The organism is Pseudomonas sp. E102, assembly GCF_052660185.1.
Genome location: NZ_CP084025.1, coordinates 919,298 through 938,228 on the forward strand (window position 1 = coordinate 919,298; position 18,931 = coordinate 938,228).

General features: G+C 62.4%; 21 protein-coding genes. 19 read left to right on the forward strand and 2 right to left on the reverse strand.

Translation table 11 applies throughout. From position 1 onward, the window contains the following. Positions 1–10: 10 nt before the first annotated feature. The 10 genes from DOCECA_RS04380 (at position 11) to DOCECA_RS04425 (ending at position 9,053) form a co-directional block, all read left to right on the forward strand. Positions 11–382 (forward strand): chemotaxis response regulator CheY, encoded by a 372-nt coding sequence (locus tag DOCECA_RS04380; protein WP_003183998.1) that lies wholly within the window; start codon positions 11–13, stop codon positions 380–382. A gap of 18 nt (positions 383–400) precedes the next feature. Next, positions 401–1,186 carry a protein phosphatase CheZ gene (locus tag DOCECA_RS04385; protein ID WP_420767365.1) on the forward strand — a complete coding sequence of 262 codons (786 nt, stop codon included), beginning with the start codon at positions 401–403 and terminating at the stop codon, positions 1,184–1,186. Positions 1,187–1,216: 30 nt separating this feature from the next. After that, on the forward strand, positions 1,217–3,466 hold the full coding sequence (locus tag DOCECA_RS04390) for a chemotaxis protein CheA (protein ID WP_445571501.1): 2,250 nt from the start codon (positions 1,217–1,219) through the stop codon (positions 3,464–3,466). Positions 3,467–3,514: 48 nt separating this feature from the next. After that, positions 3,515–4,648, forward strand: a complete 1,134-nt coding sequence (locus DOCECA_RS04395) for a protein-glutamate methylesterase/protein-glutamine glutaminase (protein WP_434563020.1) — start codon at positions 3,515–3,517, stop codon at positions 4,646–4,648. Continuing rightward, positions 4,648–5,388: a flagellar motor protein gene (locus DOCECA_RS04400; protein ID WP_305499634.1), complete on the forward strand. Its 741-nt coding sequence runs from the start codon at positions 4,648–4,650 to the stop codon at positions 5,386–5,388. The genes DOCECA_RS04395 and DOCECA_RS04400 overlap by 1 nt, the downstream gene beginning before the upstream one ends. 15 nt (positions 5,389–5,403) lie before the next feature. After that, a complete protein-coding gene (gene motD / locus DOCECA_RS04405; protein ID WP_420767362.1) occupies positions 5,404–6,288 on the forward strand; it encodes a flagellar motor protein MotD in 885 nt (294 codons plus the stop codon). 49 nt (positions 6,289–6,337) lie between these two features. Further along, the gene (locus DOCECA_RS04410; RefSeq protein WP_420767361.1) at positions 6,338–7,129 is read left to right on the forward strand and encodes a ParA family protein; all 792 of its coding nucleotides are present in this window, start codon (positions 6,338–6,340) and stop codon (positions 7,127–7,129) included. Positions 7,130–7,225: 96 nt separating this feature from the next. Then, positions 7,226–8,098 (forward strand): CheW domain-containing protein, encoded by an 873-nt coding sequence (locus DOCECA_RS04415; protein ID WP_434675166.1) that lies wholly within the window; start codon positions 7,226–7,228, stop codon positions 8,096–8,098. Positions 8,099–8,170: 72 nt separating this feature from the next. Continuing rightward, positions 8,171–8,656, forward strand: a complete 486-nt coding sequence (locus DOCECA_RS04420) for a chemotaxis protein CheW (RefSeq protein WP_024778681.1) — start codon at positions 8,171–8,173, stop codon at positions 8,654–8,656. 1 nt (position 8,657) lies between these two features. Then, positions 8,658–9,053, forward strand: a complete 396-nt coding sequence (locus tag DOCECA_RS04425; protein ID WP_420767359.1) for a DUF2802 domain-containing protein — start codon at positions 8,658–8,660, stop codon at positions 9,051–9,053. Positions 9,054–9,866: 813 nt separating this feature from the next. On the opposite strand, the gene DOCECA_RS04430 is transcribed toward DOCECA_RS04425, so the two are convergent. Both DOCECA_RS04430 and fliK read right to left on the reverse strand, forming a co-directional pair. Then, on the reverse strand, positions 9,867–10,196 hold the full coding sequence (locus tag DOCECA_RS04430; RefSeq protein ID WP_420767903.1) for an EscU/YscU/HrcU family type III secretion system export apparatus switch protein: 330 nt from the start codon (positions 10,194–10,196) through the stop codon (positions 9,867–9,869). Next, positions 10,193–11,764, reverse strand: a complete 1,572-nt coding sequence (fliK, locus tag DOCECA_RS04435; protein ID WP_445571502.1) for a flagellar hook-length control protein FliK — start codon at positions 11,762–11,764, stop codon at positions 10,193–10,195. Before fliK ends, DOCECA_RS04430 begins: the two co-directional genes overlap by 4 nt. A gap of 197 nt (positions 11,765–11,961) precedes the next feature. Between fliK and ccmA the strand changes: the two genes are divergently transcribed. The 9 genes from ccmA to ccmI all read left to right on the forward strand — a co-directional run bounded on the left by ccmA (position 11,962) and on the right by ccmI (position 18,928). After that, positions 11,962–12,597 carry a cytochrome c biogenesis heme-transporting ATPase CcmA gene (gene ccmA, locus DOCECA_RS04440; protein WP_445571503.1) on the forward strand — a complete coding sequence of 212 codons (636 nt, stop codon included), beginning with the start codon at positions 11,962–11,964 and terminating at the stop codon, positions 12,595–12,597. Beyond that, on the forward strand, positions 12,594–13,262 hold the full coding sequence (ccmB, locus tag DOCECA_RS04445) for a heme exporter protein CcmB (protein ID WP_420767900.1): 669 nt from the start codon (positions 12,594–12,596) through the stop codon (positions 13,260–13,262). Before ccmA ends, ccmB begins: the two co-directional genes overlap by 4 nt. A gap of 94 nt (positions 13,263–13,356) precedes the next feature. Further along, entirely contained in the window at positions 13,357–14,112 is a 756-nt protein-coding gene (locus tag DOCECA_RS04450) for a heme ABC transporter permease (protein ID WP_434610302.1), read from the forward strand. Next, positions 14,109–14,285, forward strand: a complete 177-nt coding sequence (gene ccmD / locus DOCECA_RS04455; RefSeq protein WP_007939192.1) for a heme exporter protein CcmD — start codon at positions 14,109–14,111, stop codon at positions 14,283–14,285. Before DOCECA_RS04450 ends, ccmD begins: the two co-directional genes overlap by 4 nt. Then, positions 14,282–14,737, forward strand: a complete 456-nt coding sequence (gene ccmE, locus DOCECA_RS04460; RefSeq protein WP_445571504.1) for a cytochrome c maturation protein CcmE — start codon at positions 14,282–14,284, stop codon at positions 14,735–14,737. Before ccmD ends, ccmE begins: the two co-directional genes overlap by 4 nt. A gap of 4 nt (positions 14,738–14,741) precedes the next feature. After that, entirely contained in the window at positions 14,742–16,730 is a 1,989-nt protein-coding gene (locus tag DOCECA_RS04465) for a heme lyase CcmF/NrfE family subunit (RefSeq protein WP_434610304.1), read from the forward strand. Further along, positions 16,727–17,263 (forward strand): DsbE family thiol:disulfide interchange protein, encoded by a 537-nt coding sequence (locus tag DOCECA_RS04470; RefSeq protein WP_445571505.1) that lies wholly within the window; start codon positions 16,727–16,729, stop codon positions 17,261–17,263. The genes DOCECA_RS04465 and DOCECA_RS04470 overlap by 4 nt, the downstream gene beginning before the upstream one ends. Then, complete coding sequence (locus DOCECA_RS04475) at positions 17,260–17,733, forward strand: cytochrome c-type biogenesis protein (RefSeq protein ID WP_420767895.1); 474 nt, start codon at positions 17,260–17,262, stop codon at positions 17,731–17,733. Before DOCECA_RS04470 ends, DOCECA_RS04475 begins: the two co-directional genes overlap by 4 nt. Continuing rightward, the gene (ccmI, locus tag DOCECA_RS04480) at positions 17,726–18,928 is read left to right on the forward strand and encodes a c-type cytochrome biogenesis protein CcmI (RefSeq protein ID WP_434610306.1); all 1,203 of its coding nucleotides are present in this window, start codon (positions 17,726–17,728) and stop codon (positions 18,926–18,928) included. Before DOCECA_RS04475 ends, ccmI begins: the two co-directional genes overlap by 8 nt. The last annotated feature ends 3 nt before the right edge of the window (positions 18,929–18,931 follow it).

Here is an 18,931-nt window from a genome sequence, read left to right on the forward strand (position 1 = left end):
GGACAAGAACATGAAAATCCTCATCGTTGATGACTTCTCAACGATGCGGCGGATCATAAAAAACCTGTTGCGTGACCTCGGGTTCACCAACACGGTCGAGGCCGACGATGGCACAACCGCCATTCCGGTCCTCAACAGCGGGAGCATCGACTTTCTGGTGACTGACTGGAACATGCCTGGCATGACCGGTATCGACTTGCTGCGCCACGTGCGCGCCGACGAAAAACTCAAGCACCTCCCGGTGCTGATGGTCACTGCCGAAGCCAAGCGCGAGCAGATCATCGAAGCGGCCCAGGCCGGTGTGAACGGCTATGTGGTCAAACCCTTCACGGCCCAGGCGTTGAAAGAGAAGATCGAAAAAATCTTCGAACGCATCGGTTAACGGCGCCACGGGGGAGCTATGGACAACGAATCTTCAATGGGCGATTTCGAATCGACCCTGAAAAAACATGCCCGCGAACTGGTAGACAGCCTTGAAAAGGGCCGCTTCGGCGATGCGGTTCAAATGATTCATGAGCTCAACCAGACCCGTGATCGCGGTCTGTACCAGGAAGTCGGCAAGCTCACCCGTGAACTGCACAGCGCGATCGTCAATTTCCAGATCGATCCGAACATGCCGCAGGCCGAGGAAGTCTCGCAGATCACCGACGCCACCGAGCGCCTGGGTTATGTGGTCAAGCTGACCGAAGCCGCAGCGAACCGCACCATGGACCTGGTGGAAAGCGCAACGCCCCTGGTCAACGGCCTGAGCGAGGAAGCCCAGGCGTTGAGCACCGATTGGGGACGGTTCATGCGTCGCGAAGTCGGCGCCGAGGAGTTCCGGGAGCTGGCCCGTCGGGTTGACGGTTTCCTGGCGCGCAGCAGCGCCGAGAATCGCGCCGTGGCCAGCAACCTCAACGACATTCTGCTGGCCCAGGACTATCAAGACCTGACCGGCCAGGTGATCAAGCGTGTGACCCAGCTGGTCACCGAAGTGGAAAGCAACCTGCTCAAACTGGTGCTGATGGCTAGCCAGGTCGACCGCTTTGCAGGTATCGAACACGACCGTGAAGCGATGCTTGCCGAAAAAGATCCACAAAAACATCTCTCTCAGGGTGAAGGTCCGCAGATTCATGCCGATAAAAGAGAAGACGTTGTGTCCGGTCAGGACGATGTGGACGATTTGCTGTCCAGCCTTGGATTCTAAGTTTTAGCCCTATTTTAGGAGCAGCCATTAATGAGCTTCGGCGCCGATGAAGAGATCCTTCAGGATTTCCTGGTTGAGGCCGGCGAGATTCTAGAGCAACTATCCGAACAGCTGGTCGAGCTGGAAAGCCGACCTGATGATGCGGATCTGCTCAATGCAATTTTTCGCGGTTTCCACACTGTAAAAGGAGGCGCCGGCTTCCTCCAGCTCAATGAGCTGGTGGAGTGCTGCCACATTGCCGAGAACGTGTTCGACATCCTGCGCAAGGGTGAGCGTCGCGTCGACTCGGAACTGATGGACGTGGTGCTCGAGGCCCTGGATGCGGTCAACAGCATGTTCAGCGAAGTGCGCGAGCGCTCGCCGATCACCCCGGCCACCCCCGAGCTTCTCGCCGCGCTGTCGCGCCTGGCCGAGCCGCAGTCGGCTGACGAAGCCATGCCCGTTGCCGAGCCTGTGGTCGAAGAACCGGTTGCGCAAGAATCGGGCGACATCACCGATCATGAATTCGAATCGCTGCTGGACTCGCTGAACGCCGTCAAGGCCGAAGCCGAGGCTCCGGCCGCGCCCGCTGCGCCAGCCGCCGATGCCGCTGCCAGCGATGAAATTACCGACGATGAGTTCGAATCGCTGCTCGACCAACTGCACGGCAAGGGCCAGTTCGCCCCCGATGCGGTCGTAGCGCCGGCGGCCCCGGCTGCGCCAAAGGCAGCGGGGGATGACTCCGACATTACCGACGACGAATTCGAAGCCTTGCTCGACCAGTTGCATGGCAAGGGCAACTTTGCCGTCGACGCGTTGGATTCGGCCATCGCTTCGGCGCCGACCCCGGCCAAACCAGTGGCAGCGGCAGCCGGAAGCGACTTGATCAGCGACCACGAATTCGAATCGCGGCTCGACGAGCTGCATGGCAAGGGCAAGTTCAGCGAAGTCGGCACGGCCGCCGCCGCGCCTGCCGCTGCCGCCACGGCTGCACCCGCCGCCAAGGCCGCGCCGAAGCCGGCCGCCAAGGCGCCGGAACCGAAAGCGGAAACCCCGAAGCCTGCCGCCGCAGCGGCGCCAGCCCCGGCTCGCGCGCCTTCTGCCGCGCCCGCCGAAAAACCGGCGAGCGAAGCCGAGACCACCGTTCGCGTCGACACCGCGCGGCTGGATGAGATCATGAACATGGTCGGCGAACTGGTGCTGGTGCGTAACCGGCTGGTGCGCCTGGGCCTCAACAGCCAGGACGAAGCCATGTCCAAGGCCGTGTCGAACCTCGACGTGGTCACGGCTGACCTGCAAACCGCGGTCATGAAGACCCGGATGCAGCCGATCAAGAAAGTTTTCGGGCGCTTCCCGCGCCTGGTTCGCGACCTGGCCCGCCAGCTCAAGAAAGAAATCAACCTGGAACTGGTGGGTGAAGAGACCGACCTCGACAAGAACCTTGTCGAGGCCCTGGCCGACCCGCTGGTCCACTTGGTGCGCAACGCGGTCGACCACGGCATCGAGTCGCCGGAAGAGCGCGAAGCGTCAGGCAAGGTCCGCAGCGGCAAGGTGATCCTGGCCGCCGAGCAGGAAGGCGACCATATCCTGCTGTCGATCTCCGACGACGGCAAGGGCATGGACCCGAACGTGCTCCGTTCCATTGCCGTGAAACGCGGTGTGATGGACAAGGACGCGGCCGATCGCCTGAGCGACACCGAGTGCTACAACCTGATCTTCGCCCCGGGCTTCTCGACCAAGACCGAGATTTCCGATGTGTCGGGTCGTGGCGTGGGCATGGACGTGGTGAAAACCAAGATTTCCCAGCTCAACGGTTCGATCAACATTTACTCGACCAAGGGCCAGGGCTCGAAGATCGTCATCAAGGTCCCGTTGACCTTGGCGATCATGCCGACCCTGATGGTGATGCTGGGCAACCAGGCGTTCGCCTTCCCGCTGGTCAACGTCAACGAGATTTTCCACCTCGACCTGTCGCGCACCAACGTCGTCGATGGCCAGGAAGTGGTCATCGTACGGGACAAGGCACTGCCGCTGTTCTACCTCAAGCGCTGGCTGGTCAGCTCTGCCGCTCATGTGGAGCAGGGCGAAGGCCATGTGGTGATCCTTTCGGTGGGCACCCAGCGGATCGGCTTCGTCGTCGACCAGTTGGTGGGCCAGGAAGAAGTGGTCATCAAGCCGTTGGGCAAGATGCTCCAGGGCACCCCGGGCATGTCCGGCGCCACCATCACCGGCGACGGCCGCATCGCGTTGATCCTCGATGTGCCTAGCATGCTCAAGCGCTACGCCGCTCGGCGTATTTGATTCTGGAGGGGCGCGGCCCGACGCCGCGCCTTGTCTAACGGAGTGTTTATGGTAGTTAAAGTCCTGGTGGTGGACGATTCGGGGTTTTTCCGCCGCCGCGTCTCGGAAATTCTTTCAGCGGACACGAGCATTCAGGTCGTCGGTACGGCGACCAATGGCAAAGAGGCGATCGATCAGGCCCTGGCGCTCAAGCCGGACGTGATCACCATGGACTACGAGATGCCGATGATGGACGGCATCACGGCAGTGCGGCATATCATGCAACGCTGTCCGACCCCGGTTTTGATGTTCTCGTCCCTGACCCATGAAGGCGCCCGAGTCACCCTCGATGCGCTGGATGCCGGGGCGGTGGACTTCCTGCCAAAGAACTTTGAAGACATCTCGCGCAACCCGGACAAGGTCCGCCAGTTGCTATGTGAGAAGGTCCACAGTATTTCCCGCAGTAACCGCCGCGTCAGTGCCTACAGCGCACCGGCGTCAGTGCCGGCTGCTGCGCCAGCACCAACGCCTGCGCCTTCTGCGTCGAGCAGCTTCAGTTCGGCGCCGGTTCGCAGTGCTCCTGCGCCGGCGCCCGCTCGCCCGGCGCCGGCCAGCCCGTCGTCGCCAGCGCCCAAGCGCAAGGCCTACAAACTGGTCGCCATCGGCACGTCCACGGGCGGCCCGGTTGCGCTGCAACGGGTCTTGACCCAGCTGCCAGCGAACTTCCCGGCCCCGATCGTGTTGATCCAGCACATGCCCGCCGCGTTCACCAAGGCGTTCGCCGAACGTTTGGACAAACTGTGCCGCATCAGCGTCAAGGAAGCCGAGGATGGCGACATCCTCCGTCCAGGCCTGGCGCTGCTGGCACCGGGTGGCAAGCAGATGATGATCGACGGCCGTGGCGCGGTGAAAATCCTGCCGGGCGATGAGCGCTTGAACTACAAGCCTTGCGTAGACATCACCTTCGGTTCCGCGGCGAAATCCTACGGCGACAAAGTTCTGGCGGTGGTGCTCACCGGCATGGGTGCCGATGGCCGCGAGGGTGCGCGCCTGCTCAAGCAGGGCGGCAGTGCGATCTGGGCCCAGGACGAGGCCAGTTGCGTGATCTACGGCATGCCCATGGCGATCGTCAAGGCCGACCTGGCTGACGCGGTCTACAGCCTGGACGACATGGGTAAACATCTGATCGAGGCGTGCCTGTAATGGATGTGCTCAGTCTGATCGGCATCATCATGGCGTTCGTCGCCATCATTGGTGGCAATTACCTGGAAGGCGGTCATCTCGGTGCGCTGGCCAACGGCCCGGCCGCGTTGATCGTGATCGGTGGCACTGTAGGCGCTGCGCTGTTGCAGTCGCCGATGAGCGCCTTCAAGCGCGCCATGCAGGTCCTGGTGTGGATTCTGTTTCCACCTCGGGTCGACCTGGCCGGCGGCATCGACCGCGTGGTCAACTGGAGCCTGACCGCCCGCAAGGAAGGCCTGCTTGGGCTGGAAGGGGTGGCCGATGCCGAACCCGACAGCTACTCGCGCAAGGGCCTTCAATTGCTGGTGGACGGCGCCGAACCCGAAGCGATTCGCAGCATCCTGGAGGTGGATTTCTACACCCAGGAAAGCCGCGACATCGAAGCGGCCAAGGTGTTCGAGAGCATGGGAGGCTACGCGCCGACCATCGGTATCATCGGTGCTGTCATGGGTTTGATCCATGTGATGGGCAACCTGGCCGATCCGTCGCAACTGGGCAGCGGCATTGCCGTGGCATTCGTTGCCACCATCTACGGCGTGGCGAGCGCCAACCTGGTGCTGCTGCCGATCGCGGCCAAGCTCAAATCCATTGCGTTGCGCCAGTCGCGCTACCGCGAAATGCTGCTGGAAGGGATCCTGTCGATTGCCGAAGGCGAGAACCCGCGTTCCATCGAGTTGAAGCTCCAGGGCTTCATGGACTGATGGGGGAAATGGCAGATGGCGCGTCGCAGACATCGTGAAGAACACGTCAACCATGAACGCTGGCTGGTTTCCTATGCCGACTTCATCACGCTGCTGTTCGCCTTTTTTGTGGTCATGTATTCGATCTCTTCGGTGAACGAAGGCAAGTACAAGGTCATTTCCGAAGCGTTGATCGGCGTCTTTACCGATTCGGACCGCGCCCTCAAGCCGATTCCCATCGGCGAAGAGCGTCCGAAGACGACGACCCCGGCCAAGCCGCTGGTCAAGGACAGCGAACAGGTCGACGCCGGCATTGCCGGTGGCAGCGATCCGTTGAAGAGCATTGCCGATGACATCAGTTCGGCGTTCGGCGACCTGATCAGCTCCAACCAGATGACCGTGCGTGGCAACGAGTTGTGGGTCGAGATCGAACTCAACTCCAGCCTGCTGTTCGGCAGCGGCGACGCGATGCCCAGCGACATGGCGTTCAACATCATCGATAAAGTGGCGGCGATCCTGAGACCGTTCGACAACCCGATCCACGTCGAAGGTTTCACCGACGACCAGCCGATCCGCACCGCGCAGTACCCCACCAACTGGGAATTGTCGTCGGCCCGTTCGGCAAGCATCGTGCGCATGCTCGCCATGCAGGGTGTCAACCCGGGCCGCCTGGCGTCGGTGGGGTATGGCGAATTCCAGCCGGTGGCCAATAACGCCACGGCCGAGGGGCGCGCACGCAATCGACGGGTGGTGCTGGTGGTTTCGCGCAACCTCGATGTGCGTCGCAGCCTGACCGGTACCGGCACCGCCAATGCAAAGCCCGATGCGGCATTGAAGCGGGCTGGCACACAAACTGCACCGACCCCGGTCAAGTCGCCGGATAGACAGAACGCCGTCAATTCTCCGTCACCGGCTTTATAACCGAGCTATTTCTCGGTCGAGCCCGTCTCGACCGGGAGGAACGATCCGAATGAGAGTCTGGGCAGTCGCCAATCAAAAAGGTGGTGTGGGCAAAACCACATCCTCCATCGCTTTAGCCGGTTTGCTGGCCGAGGCCGGCAAGCGCGTGGTCATCGTCGATTTGGACCCCCATGGCTCGATGACCAGTTACTTCGGCTACGATCCCGATAGCCTGGAACACAGCAACTACGATTTGTTCCTGCACAAGGGCAGCGTGCCCGAAGGCTTGCCGGGGCAGTTGCTGCTGTCCACCAGCGACGAGCGGATCTCCTTGCTGCCGTCGAGCACCGCCCTGGCCACCTTGGAGCGCCAATCGCCCGGCCAGAGCGGCCTGGGCCTGGTGATCGCCAAGAGTCTGGCGCAGCTGTGGCAGGATTTCGATTACGCGATCATCGACAGCCCGCCGTTGCTGGGCCTGCTGATGGTCAATGCCTTGGCCGCCAGCCAGCAATTGGTCATTCCTGTGCAGACCGAACACCTCGCGGTGAAGGGCCTGGAGCGCATGGTCAACACCCTGGCGATGGTCAACCGTTCACGCAAGCAGTCGCTGGCATTCAACATCGTGCCGACCCTGTTCGACCGTCGTACCCAGGCGTCCCTCGGCACCTTGCGAGTGCTGCGCGACATGTACCCGGACGACATCTGGCAAGGCTACATCCCGGTGGACACGCGTTTGCGCGACGCCAGCCGCGCCGGCGTGACACCGTCGCAATTCGATGGCAAAAGCCGTGGTGTACTGGCCTATCGCGCGCTTCTCAAGCACCTGCTGGCCCAGCAGCTCGTTGCGCAGCAGGTGGCTTGAGTTGATGAAGTTCTCCTTAGACGTTGTGCTTGCTTGCGGGCGCTCAAGTCCTGCCGTATCCATGCCGATAACCTTTTCAAGTGGCGCACAGTTCCCATGAACCGCCCCATCAAGACAACTTCGCGTCCCCAATTGGCCCTGCAGTCCTATCTGGATGGGCTGTTGCAGGAAGCGACCGATGAATTGCCAGCGCAGCCGAGCGCGTTCCAGGCGTTGCCCGAGCCTGTCGAAGCCGAACCCGCGCTCGACGAGTTCCAGGCCGCCGTGCTCGAGGAGCAGGCCCGTGATGCACAGGCTTCAGCGATTGTGACAGCGGTGGAAGCGCCGTTCGTCAAGCCGCAGTTGGCGGTGATGGAAGCACCCGCACCGATCCTGGCGCCGGTCTCCACCGTCGCGCCATTGTTGCAGGGGTTGGTGACGCCGGTAGTGGAAATCCACATGCCGCCGAGCAACACGCCGCCGCCGGCGCCGGGCGATGATCGCCCGGCGTGGGCCGCCGAGCCGTTCGAGTGTTTGTTGTTCGATGTGGCCGGTTTGACGCTGGCGGTGCCGCTGGTGTGCCTGGGATCGATCTACTCCCTGGCCGGGCAGGAATTGACGCCGTTGTTTGGCCAACCGGAGTGGTTCCTCGGAATCCTGCCGAGCCAGGCCGGCAACCTGAAAGTGCTGGACACCGCGCGCTGGGTCATGCCGGATCGTTATCGCGATGATTTTCGCCAGGGCCTGCAGTACGTGATTTCTGTGCAGGGCTACGAATGGGGATTGGCGGTGCATCAGGTCAGCCGTTCGCTGCGCCTGGACCCGAACGAGATCAAGTGGCGCAGCCATCGAGGGCAACGGCCATGGCTGGCCGGTACGGTGATCGAACACATGTGCGCCTTGCTGGACGTTTCCGAACTGGCGGAGCTGATCGCCAGCGGCGGGGCAAAACACCTGGACGGCGCCAAGCCGGTCCGGAAACCGAAATAAGACAACCGGCGGCGCAGGGCGACGCCGGACAGAACACACACCGCCACAGGCGGTTTTTCGAGGGGTCAGGGTATGAATGATAAGGCGTCGTCTCTCAAGGGTTCCGAAGATCCGATCTTGCAATGGGTGACTTTCAAGCTCGATAACGAAACCTACGGCATCAACGTGATGCGCGTGCAGGAAGTGCTGCGCTACACCGAGATCGCCCCGGTCCCGGGTGCGCCAAGCTACGTGCTGGGCATCATCAACCTGCGTGGTAACGTCGTGACCGTGATCGACACCCGTCAGCGTTTCGGCTTGAACTCCACCGAGGTCAACGACAACACCCGTATCGTGATCATCGAGGCGGACAAGCAAGTGGTCGGTATCCTGGTCGATAGCGTTGCTGAAGTGGTTTACTTGCGTCAGTCGGAAATCGAAACCGCGCCTAACGTCGGTAACGAGGAATCGGCCAAGTTCATCCAGGGCGTGTGCAACAAGAACAACGAGTTGCTGATCCTGGTCGAACTGGAAAAAATGATGAGCGAAGAAGAGTGGTCGGAACTGGAGAGTATCTGATTTGATTCTTGAGGTAGCAGTCATTGTCCTGTTCCTTTTCTGGGCAGGCACGCTGGCGATGTTTTTGTCCTACATACGTGGCCAGCGGGAAATCGCCGCTCAACAGGCCCAGGGCGATGCGCTGCGCGATCAGCGCATCCGGGACCTGGCCAAGCGTGTCGACGACTATCAGAACGGCACCGTGCGCATGGGCGAAGCGCTCCATGAGCTGCGTGCCGTCGTCGCGCCATTGCCGGACAAACTGGCGCAACTGGAACAGCGCGACCCCTCCAGCTTGTCCTTTGCCCAAGCCGCCCGGCTGGTCGGCATGGGCGCCAGCATCGACGAACTGACCCAGGCGTGCGGCCTGACCCAGGCCGAAGCCGAATTGATGAGCAAGTTGCACAAGGGCGGCTGATATCTAGCCATCCCCCAGAACCCATGCGGGAGCGAGCTTGCTCGCGATAGCGGTGTGACAGTCAGCAAATAGGTTGTATGACCGCCATCGCGAGCAGGCTCGCTCCCACAGGTTTTTCTGGCGTTCAGAAATAATCATTCCAGCCCGGTCCCCGTGGCGAGGGAGCTTGCTCGCGCTGGGTCGCGCAGCGGCCCCAGGTTTTTACGACTGCTTCGCAGCCGAGCGGGAGCAAGCTCCCTCGCCACGGGTAGCGTCGTCGCTGATCGCTGATCATTCCCGCGTTCCGTGACCTCTGTGTGGGAGCGAGCTTGCTCGCGATAGCGGTGTGACAGTCAGCAAATATGCTGAATGTATGACCGCCATCGCGAGCAGGCTCGCTCCCACAGGTTTTTTCTGGCGTTCAGAAATAATCATTCCAGCCCAGCCACCGTGGCGAGGGAGCTTGCTCCCGCTGGGTCGCGCAGCGGCCCCAGGTTTTTACGACTGCTTCGCAGCCGAGCGGGAGCAAGCTCCCTCGCCACGGATAGCGTCGTCGCTGATCGCTGATCATTCCCGCGTTCCGTGACCTCTGTGTGGGAGCGAGCTTGCTCGCGATAGCGGTGTGACAGTCAGCAAATATGCTGAATGTATGACCTCCATCGCGAGCAGGCTCGCTCCCACAGGTTTTTCTGGCGTTCAGAAATAATCATTCCAGCCCGGTCCCCGTGGCGAGGGAGCTTGCTCCCGCTGGGTCGCGCAGCGGCCCCAGCTTTTACGACTGCTTAGCAGCCGAGCGGGAGCAAGCTCCCTCGCCACGGGTAGCGCCTTCAGCGATTAGTAATCATCCCCACGCTCCGTCACGTCTTTCTCGATGTTTTGCGCATGCGGGTCGAAGCCTTGGGGAAATTTGCCCTTCAGGTTCCAGGCAAACGCAATGATCTCGGCAATCGTGCGGTACAACTCTTCCGGAATGCTGTCGCCCAGCTCCAGCCGTGCCAGCAACTTCACCAGTTCAGCATTTTCGTAGATCGGTACTTCGCTCTCGCGGGCGATGCGCAGGATTTCCTCGGCCAGGGCTTCGTCGCCCTTGGCGGTGAGGGTGGGGGCGTGGTGGCCGTCGTACTTGAGGGCGATGGCCTGGCGGGGTTCGGTGTGGGTTGTCATGCGGTTTCGTCCACCCAGCGTTGTTCCAGCCGGGTCTTGGGTCCTTGGGGCGGGGTGCCGAGGTGGCAGTCGAGGTCGCCGACATTCAACCCGCACGTCACAAGGCGCTCGCGCAATGCGGTCAGGTTCCTTTCGATCAGGCCCGCGGTGTACGCTCGTTCTGCCCACAGCTGACTGGACAGGCTGCCACTGAGCAACTGGGCCTGGATCTGCAGCGGCCCCAGCGGTTCCATGTCGAAGGCCAGCTCGACCCGCCAGAGCTGCTGTTTCGGTTCGGTTTGTTCGCGGCGTTCGTCCGGTTGTTCCCGGGCGGCGGTTTCCTCGCGCTGGAACTTGACCTGCAACGGCACGATGTCCTGCAGGTTGCGCATCGGAATCTCCAGTTGCCAAGTGCTCATCAACCGGCCGTCATCGGTCAGCCCGGTTTGCTCCAGGCTGGACAGCTGATGGCTTTGCAGGCGTGACACGGCGGCGGCCGCCAGGCGCAGCAGATGCTCCAGGTCACCTTCTTCATCCTGACCTTTCAATAATCTGGCGGGCAGCGGAAAGCCGGTGGGTTGTGGCTTGGCGCTGACCTGGCCGAGCATCCCCAGGGCGCTGCGCACGAAGCTGGGCAATGCCTGGGCCAGGGTGTTGGCGGCGATGACCGCGGAGAGGTTGGCGGAAGCGGGCAGGGCGGGTGTCAGTTGGGCGATCAGTTTCAGCAGGTCGCCTTTCATGTCCGGGGCCAGGCTTGGCGGTTGGCCGGCCAGCAGCTTGCTTTCCAGGAACACGCCGCTGGCGACCATGGCTTGGGCCAGGCCCTTGGGAGTGCTCAGTTGTTGTACGTCCGGCAGGCCAGCCAGCAGGCGTGTCACCGCCGCGCGCAGTTCGGGGCCGGCGTCATCGCTGGCGGGAAGGTTTTGCAGGGCGGTGAGCAGGCTGTCCAGCGAGCCCTGGCGGCTCACTTGCGTCACCAATTGCTGGCTCACCGCCAATTGCTCCTGGCGATTGCTCAAGGGCAAGAATTTCAATGTCTGAGCATCCTGTACCTGGGCGCTCAACAGCATGCCGATGCGCAGCGGCTGCGGGCTGTCAATGTCCAGGGTGCTGCCGGCCTGGGCGGTGTTGAGCAGGCTTACCAGCGAGCGATACACCGCCGGTTGCCCGGGCTGTTGCGGCAAGGCCTGGCTGGTCAGCACTTTGCCCTGCAACAAAGTGCCCACGGGCAATTGCGCGGTGTCGATCCGGGTCAGGGCGGCGACGCTGGAGGCGAGGGCCTGCTGCACGGTAATCGCCAGGTTGCTGGCCGAAGGCTGAGTCACGGCCAGGCTGGTGCCCTGGGGCAGCGGCTGGGTGCTGGTGGCTTGTACGGTGGCCTGCCGGCCGCTCTCCAGCGTGACCTTGAGCAGCAGTTGGAAAGCCTGGTCCGCCTGCTTGAGCGACAGCACCTCGGCCTTGGCGGTCTGGCCCGGACCGATCAATCCCTCGGCCGGTGCCAGCAGCTTGAGCAACTCGCCCGTGACCGCCGGCATACGCGTCGTTGCCGTGGGCTGGGGCAGCGGCGGGATGTTCATGTCGCCTGTCATCTGCGGTATTACCTTGGGGAAATCAGCGCTCTTGAGAGAAGAACTTCACATGTATAATGCCGCCCGCCTTCCAGAGAGTGGCAAAACCTTGCAATTGTTTGACGCAGCTCTGTGGATCGGGCCGTCAATGCATCTATGCTGCATCACTTTAACGGCTGCCGCACTGCCGACTTGAACCGTATAAGGCTCGTGATCCCTTGACCAGTCCTCTCCTGCAAACCGTCGGCCTCGCCTGTGAGCGAGATCTGCGACTGCTTTTCGAAAATCTCGAATTGAGACTCTCGCCTGGCGATATGGTACAGATCAGTGGCCCCAACGGCAGTGGCAAGACCAGCCTGTTGCGCCTGCTGGCCGGGTTGATGCAGCCCACCGCCGGCGAGATCCTGCTCAACGGCCAGCCGCTGCACAGCCAGCGTAGCGAACTGGCACGCAACCTGCTCTGGATCGGCCATGCCGCCGGCATCAAGGACCTGCTGACCCCCGAAGAGAACCTGAGTTGGCTCTGCGCGTTGCATCGTCCGGCTGGGCGCGAGGCGATTTGGCGGGCATTGGCGGCGGTGGGATTGAAAGGTTTCGAGGACGTTTCGAGCCATACCCTGTCGGCCGGCCAGCAGCGCCGCGTGGCCCTGGCCCGGCTGTACCTGGACAGCCCGCCACTGTGGATCCTCGACGAGCCGTTCACCGCTCTGGACAAGCAGGGCGTGGCGCAACTTGAAGAACACCTGGCCGGCCATTGCGAAAACGGCGGCATGGTGTTGCTGACCACGCACCACACCTTGGCCCGGATGCCCTCCGGTTATCGCAGCATCGACCTGGGGAACTGGGCGGTATGAGTGTCTTTGGCTTGTTGCTCGCCCGTGAGGCGCGCCTGTTGTTCCGTCGTCCGGCCGAACTGGCCAACCCGTTGGTATTCTTCGCAATCGTCATCGCCTTGTTCCCGCTTGCGGTCGGCCCGGAGACTCAATTGTTGCAAACGTTGTCGCCTGGACTGGTCTGGGTGGCAGCGCTTTTATCGGTCCTGCTCTCGCTGGACGGGCTTTTCCGCAGTGATTTCGAGGACGGATCCCTGGAACAGTGGGTCCTTTCGTCGCACCCCCTGGCCCTTCTGGTTTTGGCCAAGGTACTGGCACACTGGGTTTTTTCCGGCCTGGCGCTGGTGCTGCTCTCGCCGTTGATGGCGATGATGCTGGGCTTGCCCGCGGCCTGCATGCCGGTGCTGCTGTTGTCGCTGTTGCTGGGCACGCCGGTGCTGAGCCTGCTCGGCGCGGTAGGCGCGGCGCTGACTGTGGGGCTCAAGCGCGGAGGCTTGTTGCTGGCCCTGCTGATTCTGCCGCTGTACATACCGGTATTGATCCTTGGAAGTGGCGCCTTGCAAGCGGCACTGCAAGGCATGCCGGCAACCGGTTATCTGCTGTGGCTTGGGAGCCTGACCGCCCTGGCGATAACCCTGACACCCTTTGCAATAGCCGCTGGCCTGAAGATCAGCGTCGGCGAATAATAATGAGGCCTGGTCAGGAGTTGACCACTTCCCAGGAAGTAAAGGCCGCCCCAGCGGTTCGCGATAGCGAGCCGCAACCGTGATGGAATCTGCAATGAACTGGACCTGGTTTCACAAGCTCGGCTCACCCAAGTGGTTCTACGGCATCAGTGGCAAAATGCTGCCCTGGTTGAGCATCGCCGCCCTGTTGCTGATCGGCATCGGCGTGGTCTGGGGCCTGGCCTTCGCGCCGCCGGACTATCAGCAAGGCAACAGCTTCCGCATTATCTATATCCATGTCCCGACGGCGATGCTGGCCCAGTCGATCTACGTGATGCTGGCGGTATGCGGCGTGGTCGGGCTGGTGTGGAAAATGAAACTGGCCGACGTAGCCCTGCAATGCGCCGCGCCCATCGGCGCCTGGATGACCGCCGTGGCGCTGGTCACCGGGGCCATCTGGGGCAAGCCGACCTGGGGTTCGTGGTGGGTCTGGGATGCACGACTGACGTCGATGCTGATCCTGCTGTTCCTGTACTTCGGTCTTATTGCGCTGGGCAACGCCATCAGCAATCGTGACAGCGCCGCCAAGGCCAGCGCGGTGCTGGCGATCGTCGGGGTTATCAACATCCCGATCATCAAGTACTCGGTGGAGTGGTGGAACACCCTGCACCAGGGCGCGACCTTCACCCTCACTGAAAAACCGGCGATGCCGGTGGAGATGTGGCTGCCGCTGTTGCTGACCGCGCTGGGGTTCTATTGCTTCTTCGGCGCGGTGCTGCTGCTGCGCATGCGCCTGGAAGTGCTCAAGCGCGAGTCCCGGGCCAGCTGGGTGAAAGCCGAAGTACAGAACAGCCTGGAGGCCGCTCGATGAGTTTCGCGTCATTCGGCGATTTCCTCGCCATGGGCCATCACGGCTTGTATGTCTGGTCAGCCTACGGCATCTGCCTGGCGGTGCTGGCTCTCAACGTGGCGGCGCCGATCCTGGCCCGCAAGCGGTATCTGCAACAAGAGGCGCGTCGTCTGCGCCGGGAGAATGGTCAGTGAATCCGCTGCGCAAAAAACGTCTTGTCATCATTCTGGCGATCCTGGTCGGCGTCGGCGCGGCGGTCGGCCTGGCCCTGAGCGCCCTGCAGCAGAACATCAACCTGTTCTATACCCCGACGCAGATTGCCAGCGGAGAGGCGCCCAAGGACACTCGCATCCGCGCCGGCGGCATGGTGGAGCAGGGGTCGCTGGTGCGTTCCAGCGATTCGCTGGACGTGAGGTTCAACGTCACCGACTTCAACAAGACCGTGACCATCACCTACCGCGGCATTCTCCCTGACCTGTTCCGCGAAGGGCAGGGCATCGTCGCCCTGGGCAAGCTCAATGCAGACGGAGTGGTGGTGGCCGACGAAGTGCTGGCCAAGCACGACGAGAAGTACATGCCGCCGGAAGTGACCAAGGCCCTGAAAGACAGCGGCCAATCGGCGCCCGCGCCCGCGAAGGAGGGTTGATAAGATGACCACCGGTATCTTCATCCCCGAGCTGGGCCATCTGGCGATGATCCTGGCCCTGTGTTTCTCCCTGGTGCAGGCCGTGGTTCCATTGCTCGGCGCCTGGCGTGGTGACCGTCTGTGGATGAGCCTCGCCCAGCCAGCGGCATGGGGACAGTTCGCGTTCATGCTGTTTGCCTTCGCCTGCCTGACCTACGCGTTCATGGCCGACGACTTTTCCGTTGAGTACGTCGCCAGCAACTCCAACAGCGCCTTGCCCTGGTACTACAAGTTCAGCGCGGTGTGGGGCGCCCACGAAGGTTCGTTGTTGCTCTGGGCCTTGATCCTCGCCGGGTGGACCTTTGCCGTGTCGGTGTTCTCTCGGCAATTGCCCCAGGTGATGCTGGCCCGGGTATTGGCGGTGATGGGCATCATCAGCACCGGTTTCCTGCTGTTTTTGATCGTCACGTCCAACCCGTTCGAGCGCATCCTGCCCCAGGTGCCGACCGACGGTCGCGACCTGAACCCGTTGCTCCAGGACATAGGCCTGATTGTCCATCCGCCGATGCTGTACATGGGGTACGTCGGTTTTTCCGTGGCCTTCGCGTTTGCCATCGCCGCGTTGCTCGGTGGTCGCCTCGATGCCGCTTGGGCTCGCTGGTCGCGCCCATGGACCATTGTTGCCTGGGCCTTTCTCGGCATCGGCATCACCCTCGGCTCGTGGTGGGCCTACTATGAACTCGGCTGGGGCGGCTGGTGGTTCTGGGACCCGGTGGAAAACGCCTCGTTCATGCCATGGCTCGTCGGCACGGCCCTGATCCATTCCCTAGCGGTCACGGAAAAGCGCGGGGTATTCAAGAGCTGGACGGTCCTGCTGGCCATCGCGGCATTCTCCTTGAGCCTGCTGGGAACCTTCCTCGTGCGTTCCGGCGTGCTGACGTCGGTGCATGCCTTCGCCTCGGACCCGGAGCGTGGCGTGTTCATCCTGATGTTCCTGATGGTCGTGGTCGGCGGTTCGCTGACGCTGTTCGCCCTGCGCGCGCCGGTGGTCAAGAGCCAGGTCGGCTTCAACCTCTGGTCCCGGGAAACCCTGCTGTTGGGCAACAACCTGGTGCTGGTGGTGGCGGCGTCGATGATCCTGCTGGGCACGCTGTACCCGCTGGTGCTCGATGCGTTGTCCGGCGCCAAGCTGTCGGTTGGCCCGCCGTATTTCAACGCATTGTTCATACCGCTGATGGCGATCCTCATGGTGGTGATGGCCGTCGGCGTGCTGGTGCGCTGGAAAGACACGCCGGTCAAATGGCTGATGGGCATGCTGACACCGGTGCTGTTGGGCACGGCTGCCCTGGCCGTGGTGGCCGGGATCGCCTACGGCGACTTCAACTGGGCCGTGCTGGCGACCTTCGTCCTGGCCGCCTGGGTATTGCTGGCCGGCGTTCGGGACATCTTCGACAAGACCCGTCACAAAGGCTTGATCAAGGGCCTGCCGACCCTGACCCGCAGTTATTGGGGCATGCAACTCGCCCACCTGGGCATCGCCGTTTGCGCCCTGGGCGTGGTGCTGTCCAGCCAGAACAGTGCCGAACGTGACCTGCGCCTGTCGCCGGGCGAATCCATGGACCTGGGTGGCTACCAGTTCGTCTTCGAGGGCGCCAAGCATTTCGAAGGGCCTAACTTCACCTCCGACAAGGGCACCGTGCGGGTCCTTCGCAACGGCCAGGAAATTACCGTGCTGCACCCGGAGAAACGCCTCTACACCGTGCAGAACTCGGTGATGACCGAAGCCGGGATCGATGCTGGTTTCACCCGTGATCTCTATGTCGCGCTGGGCGAATCCCTGGGCGATGGCGCCTGGGCGGTGCGCGTCCACGTCAAGCCGTTCGTGCGCTGGATCTGGTTCGGTGGCTTGCTGACCGGCCTGGGCGGAGTCCTGGCGGCGCTGGATCGTCGTTATCGCGTCAAAGTGAAGACCCGGGTGCGTGAAGCGCTGGGCGTGACAGGAGCCACTGCATGAAACGTTGGTTGATGGTATTGCCGCTGGCGCTGTTCCTGATGGTTGCGGTGTTCCTCTACCGGGGGCTGTTCTTGAATCCGTCGGAGTTGCCCTCGGCGCTGATCGGCAAGCCGTTCCCGGAATTTTCCCTGCCCTCGGTACAAGGCGACAGGACCCTGACCCACGCCGACCTGCAGGGCAAGCCGGCGTTGGTCAACGTGTGGGGTACCTGGTGCATTTCCTGCCGGGTCGAGCATCCGGTGTTGAACAAGCTGGCCCAGAATGGCGTGGTGATCTACGGGGTCAATTACAAGGACGTCAATGCCGACGCCTTGAAATGGCTGGCTGAATTCCACAACCCATATCAGCTCGATATCCGCGACGAGGAGGGCACCCTCGGCCTGAACCTGGGTGTGTACGGCGCGCCGGAAACCTTCTTCATCGACGCCAAGGGCATCATCCGCGACAAGTTCGTCGGTGTGATCGACGAACAGGTCTGGCGCGAAAAACTGGCTGGCAAATACCAGGCCCTGGTGGATGAGACCAAGCCATGAAGCGCTGGTTAGCCGCCGCTGTCCTCGGTTTGAGTCTGTCGGGTGTGGCCCATGCCGCCATCGATACCTATGAATTCGCCAATGACGCGGAGCGCGAGCGGTTTCGCGAGCTGACCAAGGAGTTGCGCTGCCCCAAATGTCAGAATCAGGACATCGCCGATTCCAACGCGCCGATCGCGACCGATTTGCGCAAGGAAATCTTCCGGATGCTCGGCGAGGGCAAGGACAACCAGCAAATCATCGATTTCATGGTGGATCGCTACGGTGAGTTCGTGCGCTACAACCCAGCCCTGTCTTCCAAGACCGCGCTGCTATGGTTCGGCCCCGCCGGGCTGCTGCTGGGTGGTTTCGTGGTGATCGCGGTGATCGTGCGCCGCCGTCGGGTGCAGCGCAGCGCCGCCCCGGATACGCTTTCTGTCGAAGAGCGCCAGCGCCTCGACCAACTGTTGGATAAAACCAAGCATGATTGATTTCTGGCTCGCCGCAGGTCTGCTTCTCCTGGTCGCCCTGAGTTTTCTGTTGATCCCCGTGTTACGTGGCCGTCGCGCCCAATTGGAAGAAGATCGCACCGCGCTGAACGTGGCGCTGTATCAGGAACGGGTTGCCGAACTGCAGGCCGAGCGGGAAGAGGGCGTGCTCAACGCGTCCCAACTGGACACCGGGCGCGCCGAGGCCGCCCGAGAATTGCTGGCTGATACCGAAGGCGCCGATGCGCCGCGTGAATCACGCCTGGGCAAGCCGTTGCCGCTTCTCGCCGCTGTGCTGGTGCCGGTGTTGGGCCTGGCGTTGTACCTGCATTTCGGTGCCATCGACAAAGTCGAACTGACCCGCGAATTCGCCCAGGCGCCGCAGTCCATGGAGGAGATGACCCTGCGCCTGGAGCGCGCGGTGGCGGCACAACCGGATTCCGCCGAGGGCTTGTATTTCCTCGGTCGGACCTACATGGCGCAGGATCGGCCGGCGGACGCGGCGAAGATTTTCGAACGCACCGTGGCGGTCGCGGGTCGCCAACCGGAGCTGTTGGGCCAATGGGCGCAGGCGCAGTACTTTGCCGATGGCAAGAAATGGTCGGATAAAGTCCAGGCCCTGACCGACGAAGCGCTGAAGCTCGACCCCAAGGAAGTGACCAGCCTTGGCCTGTTGGGCATCGCCGCGTTTGAAGGCGAGCGTTATCAGGAAGCGATCGATTATTGGGAACGCTTGCTGGCGCAATTGCCTGAAGGCGATAGATCCCGCGAAGCGTTGCAGGGCGGCATCACCCGGGCCACCGAGAAGCTCCAGGCCAGTGGGGGCAAGCTCGCCCAGGCGCCGACGGCCAAGGCCGTGGCACTGCTCAAGGTTCGCGTCGACCTGGCTCCGGCGCTCAAGGCGAAGGTGCAGCCGGGCGACAGCGTGTTCATTTTCGCCCGCGCCGTTTCCGGCCCGCCGGCGCCGCTGGCGGCCAAGCGCCTGACCGTCGCCGACCTGCCCGCCAGCGTCGAGTTGGGCGACGCGGACGCAATGATGCCGCAGCTGAAACTGTCGAACTTCCCCGAAGTCCAACTGGTGGCGCGTATATCCCGGGCCGGTCAACCGACCGCCGGCGAGTGGATCGGTCGCAGCCAGCCCTTGGCGAGCAGTACCACCGCACCGCAGCAATTGACCATCGACAGTCCGGACCAATGACAG

Excerpts from the sequence above, each read along its gene's own strand:
- DOCECA_RS04380 (WP_003183998.1), top strand. The coding sequence starts at position 11 with ATGAAAATCCTCATCGTTGATGACTTCTCAACGATGCGGCGGATCATA.
- DOCECA_RS04385 (WP_420767365.1), top strand. The coding sequence starts at position 401 with ATGGACAACGAATCTTCAATGGGCGATTTCGAATCGACCCTGAAAAAA.
- DOCECA_RS04390 (WP_445571501.1), top strand. The coding sequence starts at position 1,217 with ATGAGCTTCGGCGCCGATGAAGAGATCCTTCAGGATTTCCTGGTTGAG.
- DOCECA_RS04395 (WP_434563020.1), top strand. The coding sequence starts at position 3,515 with ATGGTAGTTAAAGTCCTGGTGGTGGACGATTCGGGGTTTTTCCGCCGC.
- DOCECA_RS04400 (WP_305499634.1), top strand. The coding sequence starts at position 4,648 with ATGGATGTGCTCAGTCTGATCGGCATCATCATGGCGTTCGTCGCCATC.
- motD (WP_420767362.1), top strand. The coding sequence starts at position 5,404 with ATGGCGCGTCGCAGACATCGTGAAGAACACGTCAACCATGAACGCTGG.
- DOCECA_RS04410 (WP_420767361.1), top strand. The coding sequence starts at position 6,338 with ATGAGAGTCTGGGCAGTCGCCAATCAAAAAGGTGGTGTGGGCAAAACC.
- DOCECA_RS04415 (WP_434675166.1), top strand. The coding sequence starts at position 7,226 with ATGAACCGCCCCATCAAGACAACTTCGCGTCCCCAATTGGCCCTGCAG.
- DOCECA_RS04420 (WP_024778681.1), top strand. The coding sequence starts at position 8,171 with ATGAATGATAAGGCGTCGTCTCTCAAGGGTTCCGAAGATCCGATCTTG.
- DOCECA_RS04430 (WP_420767903.1), bottom strand. The coding sequence starts at position 10,196 with ATGACAACCCACACCGAACCCCGCCAGGCCATCGCCCTCAAGTACGAC.
- fliK (WP_445571502.1), bottom strand. The coding sequence starts at position 11,764 with ATGACAGGCGACATGAACATCCCGCCGCTGCCCCAGCCCACGGCAACG.
- ccmB (WP_420767900.1), top strand. The coding sequence starts at position 12,594 with ATGAGTGTCTTTGGCTTGTTGCTCGCCCGTGAGGCGCGCCTGTTGTTC.
- DOCECA_RS04450 (WP_434610302.1), top strand. The coding sequence starts at position 13,357 with ATGAACTGGACCTGGTTTCACAAGCTCGGCTCACCCAAGTGGTTCTAC.
- ccmD (WP_007939192.1), top strand. The coding sequence starts at position 14,109 with ATGAGTTTCGCGTCATTCGGCGATTTCCTCGCCATGGGCCATCACGGC.
- DOCECA_RS04465 (WP_434610304.1), top strand. The coding sequence starts at position 14,742 with ATGACCACCGGTATCTTCATCCCCGAGCTGGGCCATCTGGCGATGATC.
- DOCECA_RS04470 (WP_445571505.1), top strand. The coding sequence starts at position 16,727 with ATGAAACGTTGGTTGATGGTATTGCCGCTGGCGCTGTTCCTGATGGTT.
- DOCECA_RS04475 (WP_420767895.1), top strand. The coding sequence starts at position 17,260 with ATGAAGCGCTGGTTAGCCGCCGCTGTCCTCGGTTTGAGTCTGTCGGGT.
- ccmI (WP_434610306.1), top strand. The coding sequence starts at position 17,726 with ATGATTGATTTCTGGCTCGCCGCAGGTCTGCTTCTCCTGGTCGCCCTG.